16 protein-coding genes are annotated in these 18374 nt (G+C 37.3%); 9 read left to right on the top strand and 7 right to left on the bottom strand.

The features are described from left to right. The first annotated feature begins 145 nt into the window (after positions 1 to 145). The 8 genes from ACG59Z_RS13360 to ACG59Z_RS13325 all read left to right on the top strand — a co-directional run bounded on the left by ACG59Z_RS13360 (position 146) and on the right by ACG59Z_RS13325 (position 9278). Positions 146 to 340: a hypothetical protein gene (locus ACG59Z_RS13360; RefSeq protein WP_400199794.1), complete on the top strand. Its 195-nt coding sequence runs from the start codon at positions 146 to 148 to the stop codon at positions 338 to 340. A gap of 197 nt (positions 341 to 537) precedes the next feature. Continuing rightward, complete coding sequence (locus ACG59Z_RS13355) at positions 538 to 1059, top strand: hypothetical protein (RefSeq protein ID WP_400199793.1); 522 nt, start codon at positions 538 to 540, stop codon at positions 1057 to 1059. Positions 1060 to 1081: 22 nt separating this feature from the next. Further along, the gene (locus ACG59Z_RS13350; protein WP_400199792.1) at positions 1082 to 1264 is read left to right on the top strand and encodes a hypothetical protein; all 183 of its coding nucleotides are present in this window, start codon (positions 1082 to 1084) and stop codon (positions 1262 to 1264) included. Between the two features lie 199 nt (positions 1265 to 1463). Beyond that, on the top strand, positions 1464 to 2027 hold the full coding sequence (locus ACG59Z_RS13345; RefSeq protein ID WP_400199791.1) for a hypothetical protein: 564 nt from the start codon (positions 1464 to 1466) through the stop codon (positions 2025 to 2027). A 328-nt stretch (positions 2028 to 2355) separates the two neighbouring features. Then, positions 2356 to 2811, top strand: coding sequence for a hypothetical protein (locus ACG59Z_RS13340; RefSeq protein WP_400199790.1), 456 nt, complete (start codon positions 2356 to 2358; stop codon positions 2809 to 2811). Positions 2812 to 2835: 24 nt separating this feature from the next. Then, positions 2836 to 3072: a hypothetical protein gene (locus tag ACG59Z_RS13335; RefSeq protein WP_400199789.1), complete on the top strand. Its 237-nt coding sequence runs from the start codon at positions 2836 to 2838 to the stop codon at positions 3070 to 3072. A 93-nt stretch (positions 3073 to 3165) separates the two neighbouring features. After that, positions 3166 to 3735 carry a hypothetical protein gene (locus ACG59Z_RS13330; RefSeq protein ID WP_400199788.1) on the top strand — a complete coding sequence of 190 codons (570 nt, stop codon included), beginning with the start codon at positions 3166 to 3168 and terminating at the stop codon, positions 3733 to 3735. A 23-nt stretch (positions 3736 to 3758) separates the two neighbouring features. Then, complete coding sequence (locus tag ACG59Z_RS13325; protein WP_400199787.1) at positions 3759 to 9278, top strand: calcium-binding protein; 5520 nt, start codon at positions 3759 to 3761, stop codon at positions 9276 to 9278. Between the two features lie 77 nt (positions 9279 to 9355). On the opposite strand, the gene ACG59Z_RS13320 is transcribed toward ACG59Z_RS13325, so the two are convergent. After that, positions 9356 to 10816, bottom strand: a complete 1461-nt coding sequence (locus ACG59Z_RS13320) for a coniferyl aldehyde dehydrogenase (RefSeq protein ID WP_400199786.1) — start codon at positions 10814 to 10816, stop codon at positions 9356 to 9358. Positions 10817 to 10942: 126 nt separating this feature from the next. Between ACG59Z_RS13320 and ACG59Z_RS13315 the strand changes: the two genes are divergently transcribed. After that, a complete protein-coding gene (locus ACG59Z_RS13315; protein WP_400199785.1) occupies positions 10943 to 12013 on the top strand; it encodes an AraC family transcriptional regulator in 1071 nt (356 codons plus the stop codon). A gap of 15 nt (positions 12014 to 12028) precedes the next feature. Here ACG59Z_RS13315 and ACG59Z_RS13310 read toward each other — a convergent pair whose 3' ends face one another. From ACG59Z_RS13310 to ACG59Z_RS13285, 6 genes are all read right to left on the bottom strand, one after another. Then, positions 12029 to 12925, bottom strand: a complete 897-nt coding sequence (locus tag ACG59Z_RS13310; RefSeq protein WP_400199784.1) for a DMT family transporter — start codon at positions 12923 to 12925, stop codon at positions 12029 to 12031. Positions 12926 to 13069: 144 nt separating this feature from the next. Continuing rightward, complete coding sequence (locus ACG59Z_RS13305; RefSeq protein WP_400199783.1) at positions 13070 to 14821, bottom strand: tannase/feruloyl esterase family alpha/beta hydrolase; 1752 nt, start codon at positions 14819 to 14821, stop codon at positions 13070 to 13072. Positions 14822 to 14854: 33 nt separating this feature from the next. After that, the gene (locus ACG59Z_RS13300; protein WP_400199782.1) at positions 14855 to 15244 is read right to left on the bottom strand and encodes a PaaI family thioesterase; all 390 of its coding nucleotides are present in this window, start codon (positions 15242 to 15244) and stop codon (positions 14855 to 14857) included. Between the two features lie 39 nt (positions 15245 to 15283). After that, complete coding sequence (locus tag ACG59Z_RS13295) at positions 15284 to 15820, bottom strand: DUF3237 domain-containing protein (protein WP_400199781.1); 537 nt, start codon at positions 15818 to 15820, stop codon at positions 15284 to 15286. A gap of 57 nt (positions 15821 to 15877) precedes the next feature. Continuing rightward, on the bottom strand, positions 15878 to 17128 hold the full coding sequence (locus tag ACG59Z_RS13290; RefSeq protein ID WP_400199780.1) for an OprD family porin: 1251 nt from the start codon (positions 17126 to 17128) through the stop codon (positions 15878 to 15880). Between the two features lie 81 nt (positions 17129 to 17209). Further along, a complete protein-coding gene (locus ACG59Z_RS13285) occupies positions 17210 to 18349 on the bottom strand; it encodes an acyl-CoA dehydrogenase family protein (RefSeq protein WP_400199779.1) in 1140 nt (379 codons plus the stop codon). Positions 18350 to 18374: the final 25 nt, after the last annotated feature.

Raw genomic sequence — 18374 nt, 5'->3', positions numbered from 1 at the left:
AATCCATACTTTAAGAACATTATGTTTGCCGCCAAGATTTTAAATTTTGAGCAAGCTATGTAGGAGTTAAACTAATTCAAAATTAAATTTTTCTTCATAGAATGTTCTATATTTTGCAAAAATTCTAAAAAAATAGAGAAATTTAATGACTTATATAAATGAATATATTTCTGCGGAAGATCGAGCTAAATATAAAATAGATAAGGTTGAACAACAGTATGAAAGATTGTTTGGTCTCATTAGTCGAGGTAGAGATTGGAATTTTGATAGAGAAAAAAGTTATTTGATGTTAATTAGATTTGGAAATGGATTTATCATTAGAAACCCAAAATATTATTAATCAACTTGCTGATATCGAGAAGATGAGTTGGTAATTTAAGATAGGTATTTTATTTTAAAGTGAATGTATATAATTGGTAAATTAATATATTTTATCTTATTAAAAGTAAGGGGGTATATTGAGTGATTTTACTACATATTTAAATTATAATGTTTGTAAATTTAAATTAGCAAGTAGTGAAAGGCGATTAATAATAAATGAGTTTTATTGCATACCAAAACAAAATTACTGAAAGTAAACCCGAACATGTAGCTATATATGAGCGCTATTGGAAACTACCTCATGAGGTTTTAAAAGAGCATAATTATATGTATGGTCATTGGCAAAGAGATAGGAATGATCTATTTTTCAATAGAGATCTTTATATCTATGCTGATGATGAGCGTCATATCGGTTTAATTTATATTCATGATTTTATTGCTGCTGGCGTGGAGCATGCCCCAGCTGCCTATGTGTTCTATGCAGAAGATGAGCTCGTATTGTTACAAGTATCGGATATGATTAGTTACCCTATTGATATAGAAAAAAAAATATATGGCAGAAAAATTTATTTAACTCCTTTTGTCATGCCACCTAAATTCATTGGTCGAGAGGATATTTTAATAGAGTTAATAAGAGAGGCTTTTTTAGCAAAATTAAAAAATCGCAGATTAATAAATCAGCAATTTGTAGACGTACAATTATTTTTAAATCATCCATTTGAAAATTATGCCTGGTAACTTATTAAAAAAGAAATAAATCATGAAAACTTATAATGAAATAATTACAGAACTTAATAATGCTAATTCTTCGGGACATATTTATAGTTTAAATGAACTGCATAATTTGGTGAGACAAGCATCAGGAAGTTTGAGCGATAATACAATATTAACTTTCTATTGTTCAGATCGTACCTTTAGAGAAAAATACTTAGTACTAAAATAAATATGAGATGATTAGTATCAATTCTTATAGCGAAACTGTGAGAATTGAACTAATTGTTCTTTTTTATTTATTTGATAAAAAAGGTTTTTAAAATATTTTAAAAGAATGTTTTTAAATATAGCAGTGATTTAACCCATACAATTAATGAATATAGATTGTATGGTTTAAATTAACAACGATATGTAAAAGAGTAAAATTTATGACTTTTGAGAGAAAGAAAATTTGGGGCGAGCAACTAGAACAGCTTGCTGGATCGGTTGAGCCTTTATTGGAAGAGCTTGATCTGGATTTACCAATTAAACAGGAATCTAGTTTGCTAGTTGATGAAGAGCGAAATATTTATTATTTATCATTTTTTGTAGGAAGTGGTTATTTATCACCTGCTGAAAAAATTATATTAGAAAAAGAGGGACCGTATTATTTTGATGGTTATGAAAATAATCCTGTAACACCATTTCACTGGCCAGCTGTAGAGGCAATTGTGACCCCAACACAAGCGATATTATTTACGTCATTTGAGTTTTCAGTTGCAAAAGCTGAGGAGTGTAAAGCTAATAGAGAATTTTATATATCTTCACTGAGTATTAAATCTTTAGATAATCCAAATATTATCCATATTTATTCAGAAGATCAGGTTCCTCAAGAAGTACACAGTATTATTGCTGAAGCATTTTATATATATCAACAAAGAAAAGAGTGGGAAATTACCACACAGCTTTATTATAACTTTGGTGTAGATATGCTCAAGGGCTTAAGAAACTAATAATTAAAAGAAGAAAATAGAGACATGGCAAGATCGTTAGAAACCCAAAATATTATTAATCAACTTGCTGCTATTGAGTAGGCGAAAGGAGGTAATTCAGGATATGTTAATAATATTTAAAACTAAACATATAAGAATAGTAATTTTAAATATCAATACTTTATTACTTCTAATGAAAAGAGGTTGTATATTTGTTTTAAATGATTTTCTCTTTAAAGAAGAATTAAAGAATATAAATAACTTTTAATTTATATCATTTGTTTTATTTTTTATGTTCATGCTGGTTAAAAAATAATATAATAATACTTTTAAATAAAAGGTATGGAAAATGACTTATATAAATGAATATATTTCTGCGGAAGATCGAGCTAAATATAAAATAGGTGAGGTTGAACAACGGTATGAAAGATTATTTGGTCTCATTGGTCGAGGTGGCGATTGGACTTTTGATAGAGTTAAAAATAGTTATCTTATAAAAATAAAATCTGGACGTGGTTTTGATAATGAGTCTGGTATTTTGTATTTTGTATTTTATTGGGAGGGGCTTGAAATATTAGTAAAAACTATAACTCTAGCTTACGGAGGTGAAAGAAATTCAACCCAATGGCGTAAATATGGTTTGGTACAAATAGACATAGATGATACTGCCCCACAAGATCAGCAAGAAAGTTTTAAAGATAATTATGATGTCATCATTGCAGATTTAAAACAGGCATTAATTGCATATAAAGACTTTGGAGTCCGTTCTAATTCAACAGAGTTTGTAGCAACTTTCGATTTTTAACTATAATTTAATAGTGATAATAAGATGTCAAGCGTAGATAATATTTTAATTTCTTTAGGTTTTCCTAGTACAAATTTAAGTTTAGATCAGGGGTTACAAGCCCTTAACTCATTAACCAGTAATGGTGCAGATGTTGTTGATAAAAATATATTAAGAGATTTAGTTAATCGAGTTTCAGCAGATCAAGACTTACGGCAGGCATTTATTAATCTTGTGCCTGATGTTACTCAATATTTAGCAAATAAAACTACTTTGTTTTAATGTGAATATAATTAAGAGTGATTTAACCCATACAATTAATGAATATAGATTGTATGGTTTAAATGAACAGCGATATGTAAAAGAGTAAAATTTATGACTTTTAAGAAAATGGATATAGTAGGTGAAAAATTAGATCATCTTGTGAGTTTAGTTGAACCATTAATACAAGATTTGGATCTAGACTTTCCTATTAGGATTGATGAAAGCTTGTTGATTGATGAAGAAAGAGATATTTATTATTTATCATTTTTTGGAGGTAGTGGATTTTTGTCGCCTGCTGAAAAAATTATCTTAGAAAAAGAAGGACCGTATTATTTTGATGGTTATGAAAATAACCCTGTAACCCCATTTCACTGGCCAGCTGTAGAGGCAATTGTAACCCCTACACAAGCGATATTATTTACATCATTTCATTTTTTAGTTGCAAATGCTGAAAAACTTATAGTTAATAATGAATTTTATATTTCTACATTGAGTATCAAATTTTTAAATAATCCAGAAATAATTCATATTCAGACACAAAATGATGTTTCAAAAAATATACATGATCTTCTTTTAGAAGCATTAAATACTTATCAAAAAGAAATAATGAAAAAATGGGAAGTTACTACACAGCTTTATTATAACTTTGGCGTAGATATGCTCAATGGCTTAAGAAACTAATAATTAAAAGAAGAAACAGGAACATGGCAAGATCATTAGAAACCCAAAATATTATTAATCAACTTGCTGCGATAAAGCAGACAAATGGGCAAGTTACTATTCAGGACTTACGGCAGGCATTCATTAATCTTGTGCCTGATGTTACCCAAGATTTAGCAAATAAAACCACTTTGTTTTATGCAGGGAACAATCCAACAGACCCTCTTTACATAGCAGCAAAAGCAATTTCGAAGAATACTAGTAACCCTTTAACTATTATGGGTAATACTAAGTTTTCAGAATTAATGCATTCAAGAGAGGTTATAGGTTATTTACAAGAAATTGCTTCAAAAAATAATATTGCAAAATATACGGACATTATGAACTATGAAACCACGATTGATGGGGTGAAAAGTCCTGCATTGTGGGATGATGCATCAGAAGCCCTTGCAAAAGCTTCATCTGGTGATGTTCGTACCCTTACACCATTTGGTACCGAAGATAAAGTTTTTGCCCGTGTGGAGCTGCCAGCTTTACTTGAAAACCCCAATGTAAAAACCATTGATGGGATACCACGTGAAGTACTGAAAACAATGTACGATGCTGATATTGCCAGTGGACTAACGCATACGGAGGCAATAGATAACGCACGTGCAGCAGTACAGGCGAAATCACTCATCTATACTTCGCTCATTGATGAAATTACCAATGCAAATGGCAAGGTGACCTATGAGGTTAGCCGATTTATAGATGGGCCAAATAATCTTTCTAACGGTACGAAGGGTGCTTCAGTTATCCCGCATGCAGATACATCAATAATTCATTCGTCATTACTTGGAGATACACCGAGTACTAGACTATTAAAAGAATCCCAAATAGAGTTTTTGAATAGAGGGAAGACTCAATTAGAGCGGGTGGAGTTAGTTACCCAGCAATTGGCTCAGAACGTATCTATATTTGAAAGTACACATCTTTCGAAATTGGCAAAAGGGGCAGGTTTAGCAAGTTTAACGATTGCATTATTTACTGTGACTGAAAAAGTCGAAGCTGCTGAAACCCCAGAACAAAAACAACAAATTATAGACGATTGGGTGGCTCATACCACGGCAGAGTGGATTGCTGGATCAATAGGTAGTGCGTTATTGGTAGGAGGTGTAGCAGCATTTACAGCAGTATCTGCACCTGTGACTTTAGCTTTAGCGATTGTGGGTGGAATAGTCGGTTCGATTGTTGGTGGCGATACGGTATATGAGCTTATCAAAGAGGGTGTTAATAAAGTTTTAAGCGACATTAAGTCTAGTTTACATTCAATAGTTGGTGAGTTTTTAGATCAGTTTGATTTGAATGATGTTATGGGGTTATATGAACAGGCAGAGCATGTAACGAGCCCATTAATACTCGATTTAAATAAAGATGGCGTGGTTGGAACACGTGCATTGAGTGAAAATATTTATTTTGACCATGATGGTAGTGGATTTAAAGAAAAAACAGGTTGGGTCAGTTCGCAAGATGGTTTGCTAGTTTTAGATAAAAATAATAATGCAGATATTGAAATAGGCAATGAATTATTTGGAAATCAGACTAGCTTGAATAATGGTCAATTGGCAAAGAATGGATTTAAGGCTTTAGCAGAATATGACCTGAATAATGATGGAGTGATTGATGCAAAAGATGAAATTTATCAGCAGTTACAAGTTTGGCAAGACATCAATCAAAACGCACATGTAGATCAGGGAGAGCTGACTGGCTTACAAACAATAGGTATCCAACAAATTGATTTAGCTTATACCTCGGCTAAGCAAGTTGATGTCAATGGTAATCATCATAAACAGCAGGGGCAGTTTATCTGGGCAGATGGAACTGTTGGAAAAATAGATGATGTATGGTTTCAAGTAGATACCTTACATTCCCAGATAAATCAGGCCCAAATAGTTGAGATTGATCCTTCAATTGCAGTATTACCTGATATTCACCAATTTGGTAACGTTGATAGCTTACATCAGGCTATGGCAAAAGATACAAATGGAATATTACAACAATTAGTTGAACAATTTGTTCGGACAGACTCTCTGTTGGTTAGGCAGCAACTCGTGACTGATATTATTTATCAATGGACTGGGGTGGCTGATTTACCAAGTCATGAAAGAGGGATGTATTGGGATGATCGGCATCTATTGGCTTTAGAAAAAATAATGGGGCGTCAATACCACTCATTTGCAGATCCTGAGTTGACTTTATCAGTTGGAAACAATCAGGCATTTGCGTTAGAGCAAGCATGGAAACTCTTACGGCAGAAAATTTATGATCAACTCTATTTACAACAAAAAACACCTGAAATTTTTGAAAAAATTCAAATAACAGAATCAAATGAACTTGATGTAACTCAGCTTTATAGTTATATCAAACAACATAGCCTAGTTGAAGTTGCAGAACTATATGATGTTTTAAGTCGTGGTCCAAAACTGTTTAAAGATGTACAAAATAGCTTGAGAGAGCTTGCTTTGTATGCCTCTACACCAGATTTAATTGATCAAATTCTAGACCAAACTTTACGAGTCCATATCCCGTCAGTAAATAGTGGGTTCTATACAGGAACTGAAGGAAACGATTTACTGATCAGTAATATTGAGACAGACATATTTATAGGGGGAACTGGTGTAAATACTTATGTTTTTGGCCCTAATAGTGGCAAAGATACTATTCAAGCGAACCATTTATACACGAACTCATCCTTGACAGAAACTCATATTATTTTAGATGCCTTACCACAAGATATAGAAATTAAGCTTGGTTCAAGCGATCTTATTTTGAAAATGATTGGCAGTAATGATCAATTAACAATTGAAAATGCACTTTTAGTGAGTTCAACACTCAAAACCATTACCTTTAAAGATAATACGGTTTGGACTCTTGCTGATATTTTGCCTCATTTGGTAGGTACTGAAAATGACGACTATTTGGATACTAGAGCAGGTAGTAATGATTATTTAGAGGGTAAAGAGGGAATAAATACTTATTATTTTGACCGTGGTTATGCACATGACACTATTTTAGCACCTCAGTTAACAGAGAAATCGGCACTTACAGAAACACATATTCAATTAGGCGTATTGCCTGATGAAGTTAGTATTGAACTGTTTGATCAAAGTATACGAATTAAAATTAAAGATAGTGGCGATACATTAGAGGTTCAAGATGTATTTGCAGACCATTCTGTGTTTAAAACTATAACCTTTGCAGATCAAACCATCTGGACCCTTACTGATATTTTAGCCCAACCGTTGTTAGGTACAAATAATAATGATGACCTGAAAGGTATAGATACTCGTGATAATAAGATCTATGGTTTTGGTGGAGATGATAATCTAAAGGGTGCTATTGGTAATGACTATTTAGATGGTGGCACTGGAAATGACTATTTAGATGGTAAAGAGGGAATAAATACTTATTATTTTGATCGTAGTTATGCACATGACACTATTTTAGCACCTCGTCTAACAGCGAAATCGGCACTTACAGAAACACATATTCAATTAGGTGTATTGCCTGATGACGTCAGTATCGAGCTGTTTGATCAAAGTGTACGAATTAAAATTAAAGATAGTGGCGATACATTAGAAGTTCAAGATGTATTTGCAGATCATTCTGTGTTTAAAACTATAACCTTTGTAGACCAAACCATCTGGACCCTTACCGATATTTTAGTCCAACCGTTGTTAGGTACAAATAATAATGATGATCTGAATGGTACAGATATCCGTGATAACAAGATCTATGGTTTTGCAGGAAATGATTATCTAAGAGGTGCTATTGGTAATGACTATTTAGATGGTGGCACTGGAAATGACTATTTAGATGGTAAAGAGGGAATAAATACTTATTATTTTGACCGTGGTTATGCACATGACACTATTTTAGCACCTCAGTTAACAGAGAAATCGGCACTTACAGAAACACATATTCAATTAGGCGTATTGCCTGACGAAGTTAGTATTGAACTGTTTGACAAAGATATACGAATTAAAATTAAAGGTAGTGAAGATACATTAGAGGTACGAGATGTATTTGCAGACTATTCCGTGTTTAAAACTATAACTTTTGTAGATCAAACCATCTGGACCCTTACCGATATTCTACCTAAGCTTTTATTGGGTACAGAGAATGATGATGACCTGAAAGGTATAGATACTCGTGATAACAAAATCTATGGTTTTGGTGGAGATGACAGTATATCTGGTGGCAGTGGACATGACTATTTAGATGGTGGAGATGGCGATGACAGGATTGTTGCCGGAAATGGTAATGACCATTTGGTCGGTGGGAGCGGTGATGATTATTTAGAAGCGGGATCTGGAAATGATCTACTAGAAGGTGGGGAGGGAGATGATTATTTATTAGGATTGGATGGAAATGATACGCTGATTGGTGGACAAGGAAATGATGAGCTAGATGGTGGTTCTGGTATAAATACTTATATCTTCAATAAAGGCGATGGTGTGGATGTAATTAAAACTATGCCTATCTATGAAGATAATCCCCATCCGATTGTTGAAACACATATTATTTTTGATGTTTTATCTGAAGATATTAGGATAGATGCATCGGCAGATTATATTATTTTAAAAATTAAAGATACAAATGATCAGCTTTATATCGAAGATGCATTGAGTACTAATATAGGTTTACAAACAATAACCTTTGCAGATCAAACCGTCTGGACTGTTACTGATATCTTGACTCGACTCATGTTAGGTACTGATGGCGATGACTATTTAGTTGCTACTAATGCCTATGATAGAAAAATCTATGGTTTTGCTGGCGATGATCATCTTTATGGCTCTATCGGTAATGATTATTTAGATGGTGGTATAGGTGATGACGAGTTAAATGGTGGCGATGGAATCAATACTTATGTTTTCAACCGTGGTTATGGTCTTGACTGGATCAATACTCCTTATTTAGATGAAGATTCACCGCAAACAGAAACACATATTTTAATGGATGTATTGCCAAGCGATATTTCTGTTGAAATTTTAGATCAAGATGTCTTCCTCACTATTAAAGATACCAATGATACATTGGAAATTAGAGGCGTATTTGCAGAATTTTCCGCTTTTAAAACGATTACTTTTGCAGATCAAACTGTATGGACTATCCAAGATTTACAGAATTCCGCTTCAATAGACAGTAATGAGGATGAATCATTAACAGATTTATTGAATGGTTTAGCTGACATAAATTCTAACTACGAAGAGTATGGTTATTTGTTTGATGAGTTGCCAGATAGCCAATCATTAGTTGAACAACTTGAAGGAAATAATACACAAGTGCTGACAGACTCTTTGATATTAGAAGAAAGCTCTAACATTGATGTTGATAAATTACTGATAAGTACCAATGTGAATAGTGAAAGTGAAGATACTCAAAATGTTAAAAATAGTTTGACTCAAAAATATCAGCTTGATGAAGTTGATGATCCAATCGTATTTGATAACACTTCATTTTCAATGCCAAATAACATTGGTTTATGGAATACATCATTTAATCAACAGTTTATAGCCTGATTTTTTATTATTATCTTAAAATAACTTGTTTATTTAACCCATAAAAAAGCCTCATTACGAGGCTTTTTTATAATCTATTATTTAATATTTGGATCGCCTTTTTTCAAGAAAAAGCGAATTGCCAGTTTTTGCAAGAATGTTCCATAAGGAGGATGGAAAAGCTGAGTCGGGAAAAACCGATGACGAATAAATACAGTTTTTGCATGAGAAAGTTCGCGGAAACCTTCTTCACCATGATATGACCCCATGCCTGAGTTTCCGATACCCCCGAAAGGGGCATCATGGTTGACTACATGCCAACCCCAGTCATTGATGGTCACACCACCCGAATGAGTTTCACGTAAAATACGATCACGTTCTACCGAGCTATGTGTAAAGAAGTAAAGTGCTAAAGGTCGTTCGTCCGATTTCACATAAGTAATTGCATCATCTAAAGAATCATAAGCCACCACAGGCAAAATAGGGCCAAAGAGTTCTTCTTTCATAATCCGCATGTCTGGTGTGCAATTCAGCACAATCTGTACAGGCATTCTACGGCCTTGTTGGTCAAAGCTGTAAGTATCACAAGGAATAACGCGTGCACCTTTTGCTTGTGCATCGGTCAAAATATCTTGAATGCGCTTTAAATGACGGTCATTTACAATCGATGTGTAATTCTCATTGGTTGTAATGTTTTGACCAAACATTTTTATAAAGCTTGATTTCGCAGCATCTACAAATTCATCAATACTTTCTTTCGGAACCAACGCATAGTCAGGTGCTACACAGATTTGCCCACTATTGGTTGCTTTACCATGAGTAATACGTTTTGCAGCGTCAGCCAGAGGGTAGTTGCGGCTTACCATAGCAGGTGATTTACCACCTAACTCAAGCGTAACAGGTGTTAGATTTTCAGCAGCAGCTCGCATGACGACTTTGCCAATCGCAGGAGAGCCAGTAAAGACAATATGGTTAAATGGCAAGGAGGTAAACCTTGCTGGGTCTGTAATTTCTTCACCAAAAACTGCCACTTCATCTTCATTGAAAACTTCGACAAGCATGCGTCGTAGCATTGCGTTGGTATTTGGGGTAATTTCAGGCAGCTTAATCATGACTCGGTTGCCCGCAGCTAATGCGGCAATGAGTGGGCCAAGTGCTAAATAAACGGGGAAGTTCCAAGGCACAATCACACCCACCACGCCTTTAGGTTGGTATTGCACACTTAAACGGTTTGATAAAAATAAAAGCTCGGTACGGCGTTTACTTGGACGCATCCAGCGGCGTAAATGATGAATCGCATGATCAGCCTCTAACACAGAGCCAAGCAAATCGAGTAATTTGGATTCATCAAGTGATCTTGAACTAAAATCAGCATTAATCGCGGTAGCTAAAGCATCTTGATAGCGAATAATTTGTTTCTTAAGCTGATGCAGTTTTGTGCGACGTGCCTCAAGACTTGGGTAGGGATCTGCCTCAAAATTGGCACGTTGTTTGGAAAAAATAAGTTCCATATGTTCAGTGGCAGAGCCGCTATATTCTTTTAAAGTGGAGCTTTCCATTATTGTTCCTTCCATACTTTTGCTTATCATACTTTATGCTTGAAGCGTCGTATGGTCGATGTTAAATTGAGACAACAAGAGGTAGTTTAGTGCCATTATGCACGTTCTAGGGATGGTGCGAGTTAAATGCCTAAAAATATTTATAAAAATACAAATAGTGTTATCGAGGGAAATTATGATAATACATCCTTAGGTTCGAATACATATTTGCTAGGTTTGACCAGTTTATTTGATGAAATGGGTTCGCAAGGCCATTCAATATCAGAAGTTCTGTCTGGTACAAATATTTCGCCAGATACGATGAATCAATCCTCTTTATATATTTCTCAAGTCCAAAAAATCCAGCTATTTCAAAATATTCAAAAACTATCTCACGATCCTTTAATTGGACTACGCGCAGGACAAAAGCAGCGATTGTCAGATTTTGGAGTGTATGGTTATGCACTTTACTCTTCGCGTAATTTTAGACAAGCGGTTGAGCTTGGTATTCGACACATTAAGCTTGCAGGACCTATTTTAAAGAAGTCATTCTATGTGCGAGATGATGTTGCGATTTTTGAAGGGCAGGACATTATTGCACTGGGTAAGCTTTTGCCTTTGGTCTGTGAGTTTTGGTTTAGCTCCATGCAAACCTTAATTGAACGTGTGCTTGAAGGGCCATTTCAAGCAAAGAAACTATTGTTGCCATATCCTGCGCCTGACTATGCGGAAGAATATGAAAAAGTTTTTCATTGTCCTGTTCAGTTTAATGCTGGGGTGATGCAATGGCATTTTGATTTAAAGTGGCTCGATGTACCTTGCCCAAATGCCAACCCGATTACTGCGGACATGTGTAAGTCTTTTTGTGAGCGGATGCTAGGCGCTGCTGAACTTGAGGAGCCTGAGTTGGTGAAAACAATCCGTTTAATATTATTGGATGGAACAGGGCTTTTTCCATCAGCTCAAGAAATGGCTGAACGGTTACATATGTCAAAGCGTACCTTACATCGGCGTTTGGCAGGTTTTGATTTAACTTATCAAGAGTTATTAGATGAGACTCGGCGCCGTCTTGCGGATGAGTATTTGCGAGAGACAACTTTAACCGTAGATGAAATTGCCGAAAGAATTGGCTTTTCAGATACTTCTAATTTTAGAAAAGCCTATCGTCACTGGACAGGTGTTTCACCGAATGAGTATCGAATACAGTACCAAAATTAAAATCAAGTTTGACTGCTACTTAAATCGAGAAAGTAACTTTTTCTGCAAAAATGGATTACAGAGCAAAATGGCAAATAAAATAATAAATATGCCGATAATGCTAAACAGATCCGGTAATTCATGCCAAAAAACAAATCCCCATATTCCTGCAAAAATAATAGCAATGTAATTCATGGGGCCAATTTGTCCTGCTGGCGCTAAGCTATAGGCATAAGACATAAATAGTTGGCTAATATTAGCTAAAAGTCCTGCGGCAATCAGTAGGCTTAATTCGTGCCAAGTGAAAATACGCCAATGCCAGAACATTGGAATAGAGGAAATCAAACTACCAAAAATACAGAAATAAAAAACGATACGCTCAGGTGGCTCTGTACTGGTTAAAGCTCTTACGGTGACAAAGGCCATTGCTGATAAAAAGCATGCACCCAAGCCAATAAAAGATAGTGCGTTAAATAAACCTTGGTCGGGTTTAGCGACAAATAAAACTCCAATGAGCCCAATAACTGCGGCAAAAATCATCGATTTGGTAATTTTTTCTTTTAAGAAAAGCCATGCAATCAGTGGAATAAAGATAGGAGATGAATAACTAAAAACCATGGCATTTGATAGTTTTAAGTTCGCAATGGCATAGAAAAAACCATACATTGCAGCAAGACCGACTAGACTTCGCCAAGTGTGCATCCAGAGTTTATCGGTTTTAATAAAGTCTAAACCCTGTTTAAACAGCATCGGAATAAAAATAAATAAACCTACTGCATTTCTAAAAAACACGACAGTCGCATTGTCCACCGTTTGTGAAGCAAAACGAATGCACACTCCCATAATGGAAAATAATAATGCTGATGTCATAAGACAAAGCAGTGCTTTTCCAAGTTGGGTTGAGGGGAGATTTGGAGCAGTCTGATTTTGCATATCGAAATGAGTTTTTGGTTTTCGGTGTTATCTTAGCAGTGATGCAGACATTGGATGAAATATCATTTGATAATGATTCAATAGTGATACTTAGTAAAATAAAAAAGAGAGCTTATTTAAGCTCTCTTTTAATTTTATAGGGGGTTATTTACAGCTAAAGTTTTCAGCTTTTTCACTATCGCCTTGACCGTTGTAACGGGCAATGAGTGGGTAAGGACAAAGTGGACGAGTGCGGTCTGGTGCCCAGTTTTGTGGAAGCTCCGTATTTACTTGACCACTTGGGTTACCTACGCCGCGTGCGGTCGCAATGATTTTATCAGGTGCTTGCCCATATTCCACCCAGTTGACTAAAGCAGTCAATGCATCAAATTGGTCGGTCGCAATGCCATCACGGGTATGGTTCATGCCCGGAACTCTAAAGAAACGTGCAAATTCAGGTGCTGTACCTTTTGCATCATTTTTATAGTGTTGTAGCAGTTGATCGTACCAATTCTGAGTGTCATCTACAGAGAAAACGCCGTCTGCTGTGCCTTGTACCACAATCATTTTTCCACCGTGATTACGGAGTTTATCTAGATTAAGTTCATCGGGTGGCATCATGAATGACATGGAACTTTCGGTGTACACACTATTGGTTGCCGAGAGTTTTGGATAGTCAGTATCGAAGTTAAAATTAAAGGCAAATTGTCTAGAGTTTTGAGTCACAGTTGGGTCTGGTGGAACCTGAAAAAGAATGCCGACTGCAACGGGGTCACGTGCTGTTCCCACCGAAGATTCGAATTTCCAGCTTGCCCAATTACTGCCGACTAAACCAGGGTCGAAAGGCTGGGTTGCATAGAGCGCTTGTCCAGCCGAATTTACAGGACCACGGTAAATATTGGCTAATACATCAATTTGTTCGGTACTTAAACAAGTACCATCTCTTGTACTTGAGCAAACGGGTACATCTTTGTGAATATCAAAAGCTGTACGGCAAGCCTCGACATCTTGAACCAAGCCATCTGCAACACCGTCTAGAGCATCGCATCGATCTAAAATCGCTTTTGCTAATACTTTGCGTTCTGAAAGAGTAAGAGCGGTACTTAAATCATTTTCATCTGTTGCGACACGACGGAGCTGCTGAGCTGTGTAGAGTTGAGCTGCGGCTGCACGAGGTAAATGGAAACCCGGGGTGCTTGCCAAAATTCCATCATATTGGTCACCCAAACGAGTTGCAGCAATCATGGCATGACGACCGCCGTTAGATGTACCGCCTGCATAGGAACGATCTGGTAATTTACCATATGCGGCTTTAATTAGATTTTTTGCCATAGGCGTGAGTTTGGTAATTGCACCATAGCCGTAGTTGATTCTGGCTTGAGGGTCTAAACCAAACATTGGATTTTGTGAGGCATTATGTCCAGCATCGGAAGAAATAACCGCAAAACCATCATGTAGGGCATTGGTCAGTGGACCGCCGCTGCCAACCTGACCCGTTGCAGGGACTAAATTACCATCAGTTCCACCATTGCCTTGATAGAGAAAACGACCATTCCAGTCTATTGGTAAGCGCATTTCAAAACCAATTTGATAGGTTTGTCCATCGACTGGGCTTACACGTTGATCCATATAACCTTTGACCAAACAATGTGCGCCAATCGGTTTGTTGGCGACAGTCAATGTGCCTGCTTCTTGAAGGGTAGCTGAGCTAATGACCGTATTGTTGTATTGAAATCCAAGTAAGTTCGCACAGCTTCCTGTCATTTTTACGCCCACAGCAGGAGACAGCTGCGGTGGTTTGGTTGTTGAGGGAGTTGTTGTGTCATCATTATCACTTCCACAGCCTGTCAAAGCACCAAGCATGGCAAGTACTAAAGCGGAGTGGGTCAAAATTCGTTTGTTGTTGGTGTAATTCATTTATTCATATCCTTATTGAATGAATGGTTGTAATTAATCTAAAACCAAAAAATTAGCTGTGCTTCGTGCAATCATTTTGTTGTTTTGCCAAGCTTCACTTTCGAGATTCAGTACAGTTTTGCCTTGTTTAATGAATCGGCATTTTGTAATGACTTCGCCCACAGCACAGGGCCTTAAAAAATCCATCGTTAAGTTGATGGTGGTAGCGGGTTTACGGTCATTGGCGAGATATGCAAAAAGTCCCATCACGTCATCAAGCATGGCGCAGATCATGCCGCCTTCAACTGTGCCGCGTGGATTGGTAAAGCTTTCTAGCGCCGTGTAGTGGATGGTGAGTTCAGTGTTTTTGTCATTCCAATAGATATTGTGTCCACCCAAATGGTGATGGATAGGTGGTAAGTGTTCTAAAATTTTTTGATCCATAATGAAGGGTCCATCCTTTTGTAAGTGTTATAAAAATTATTATTTCAGGGTATAGGCATCATAAATAACCGCTTTGCCCAAACGCATTGCACTACCTACCGCAACGGTCTGGTTAAGCCATGAGTATTTAGGTGAGCTGGTTTCAAACCGCATGGTAATTTTGAAATAGTAATTTTTCGGGTCGACATCTTTGCCTTGAGCAAGCTGTTTTAGTGCTTCTGCCGAGCCATGTCGGTAACCTTTGGTTTGAAGGTAAATAAGCGCACCGTCATCGGTTTCTAACAAGTATCGCGTATCAATAATGGCCAATCCTTTACTGTCGACAATTTGCCAATCTGCACCATTATTTAAAATGCGGCCCTTAAGTGTTTTGCCTTCGAATGTCCCACCTGTAATGGGAATAATTCGGCGTTTACCTGCATCACTGGTGGTGCCTAACTCCCAAACAGGCGCATTCAGATCAACACTAAATTTTGCTAAAGGCTCAAGCTGAATAGGTGGCGGGCTATATTGTGTTTCGGCATGAGTCAGGCTAATGAGACAAATTCCGCAGAGTAGCGTTACAACTTTCTTCATGATGAATTTCCCGAAATAAAAAGAGGTTCTATGTGTGACAGAACCTCTCGTTTTGAATTATTTAAATTTCCATGTGTAGTCGATGTTGATGCGGGTTTCGTTTACAGGTTTGATGTTGGCTGTAGAGAACATGTTGTTGTCATAAATGGCATAACGCGCGCGTAACCCTAGATTTTTCAACCAGCCACTTTGAACTGTGTAGCCTAAATCAAAGTCTGTTTCTCGCTCTTTTAAATTGGTGCCGCCTAAGTTAGGTGCATAAATATTGTGACCTGTGGTGTAACGGGTCATAAAACGTAAACCTGGTACATAATCTTTAAAGTCATATTCATAACGGAAGCTATAGGCTTTTTCTTTTGGGTTTAAAAACTCACCCGGCCATGTATCAATAAGAAGTCCAGTTTCACCGCCAGTCAAATACGGAAACGCGGTATCACCGTGGTGTTGGAAGGTTCCAAAAATAAATTTATGGTTTTGATGTTTAAGTTCGAAATGCGCATGATAAAGGTCATTATCGACTAAGCCTGCTTTTGCTTGTCCATCATCTCGGCTGCGGTAGTAACGTAATTGAGAGCTAAAATTAGTAGTGTCATTAATTTTGTGTTGGTGTAAAGCACCGACCATGGTTTGGTTATAAAGATCGTCAACATCCATATAGAAAGCGGTGAGTTTGAGTGCGGGATTAAACTGATAGTTTCCACCTAAGTAATAAAGCCCATCAGTTTCGGCACTTTTAAAGCGTCCATTTACGCCTGAAATTTTAATTTTTTCATAGTTGGTCGAATCACGATGATTCACTTTATCGAGGTAGGCCGCTTGTAAGTCAAAGTCTTTAATATCTTTACTGGTCAGTGAAATACCTCGATAGGTTTGAGGAAGCAAACGAGCAGGGGAAGCCACTAAAACAGGGTTCATCGGCATTAGCGTACCAATGCGTAGCTCGGTCTGACTCATTTTCGCTTTTGCTGTGACACCAATTTCGCCATAAGAGTCAGCAGGTTCATTGGTACGTGTGTCTCTAGGTAAGTTTCCTGTACCACCATGCTCTGCGTCGGCATCGAGTTTAAAACCCGCCGTTGCAAGCACATCCAGCCCAAAACCAACAGTCCCTTCGGTATAGCCTGAATTGGCTTTAAGAATAAACCCTTGTGTCCAGTCCTTGGCAGCAGGGTAAGCAGATTGCTCTTGGTAGTCGCGGTCAAAATAGAAATTTCGTGTGGTGAGTTCTACTGAACTGTTGTCAATAAAATTGCCAGCCCACACTGAACCAGAGAGCATAAGGGTAGAGTACATCCATAATTTCGACATAGCATTTCTTCCTGAAATAACATTTTTTTGTTTTCAATAAGGCATAGTTGTTGTGTCTGCCTTGTTTGGTTTTAAATCGAATTATTTTCCGAGCAGTTCTCGGGCCACGATTTCTTTCATAATTTCATTGGTTCCCCCATAAATTTTTTGTATCCGCGCATCCACAAAAAAGCGTGAAATCGGGTATTCCTGCATGTAACCGTAGCCACCAAAAAGCTGAAGTAATTGATCAATCACTTCACATTGGACATCGGTGATAAAGCATTTCAATGCAGCCACTTGAGTGACGCTTAACTGGTGTTGTTGATACAGCGCTGCACATTGGTCTACAAAGGCTTGGGCGGCTTTCGCTTTGATTTGCGCGTTTGCGAGTACAAATCGCGTGTTTTGCATTTGGCTTAAAGGTTGCCCGAAAGCTTTACGTTCCAGCACATAGTCTTTGGTCAGTTCGATGGCGCCTAAAATTGCCCCCAAAGCCATCATTGAAATGCTTAAACGTTCGCGAGGTAACTCTTGCATTAAATAGGCAAAGCCTTGTCCTTCTTGACCCAAACGCTGAGTTGCAGGCACACAGACATCATCAAAAAACAGTTCGGCTGTATCTTGGGCATGGAGTCCGATTTTTTGTAATGAACGGCCTTTTTTAACGCCATCTAAAGCAGCATCGACTAGTAAAATCGAAATGCCTTTTGCTTTAGCTTGAGGATCAGTTTTTGCCACCAAAACGATCAGATCGGCATGTAAACCATTTGAAATAAAAGTTTTTGAACCATTCACACGATAGTGGTCATTTTCTAAAATCGCTTGAGTGCGTATGGCTTGTAGGTCTGAACCAGCATTGGCTTCGGTCATAGCGATTGCAGTGACGACTTCACCTGTCACCATTTTCGGTAACCAATAGCTTTTTTGCTCTTCAGTTCCAATATTTTGCAGGTAAGGAGAGACCAACTCATTTTGCCCGCCAATGGCAACCGCCAAAGATGCAAAACCAGCTTGAGCAGTTTCTTGAACCAGCATGAGTGAGTAATGAACAGGAGCACCGTAGCCACCATATTCTTCGGGTACATCGACGCACAAAAAGCCATTTTCCCCAAGACGAAGCCATAGATCACGCGGGATGAGGCCATCGTGTTCCCACTGTTCATAATACGGGGCAACCTGTTCTCTTAAGAACCTGCGATAGCTGTCTCGAAATAGTTCAAATTCTGTATCGTGTGGCATGTTGAACCTTTTTTAGGCAAAAGTG

The organism is Acinetobacter sp. ABJ_C1_1, assembly GCF_044684115.1.
GTDB classification, from domain to species: domain Bacteria; phylum Pseudomonadota; class Gammaproteobacteria; order Pseudomonadales; family Moraxellaceae; genus Acinetobacter; species Acinetobacter nosocomialis_A.
Note: the sequence above shows the minus strand (reverse complement) of the source record. Positions and strands in the feature narration are given on the sequence as shown.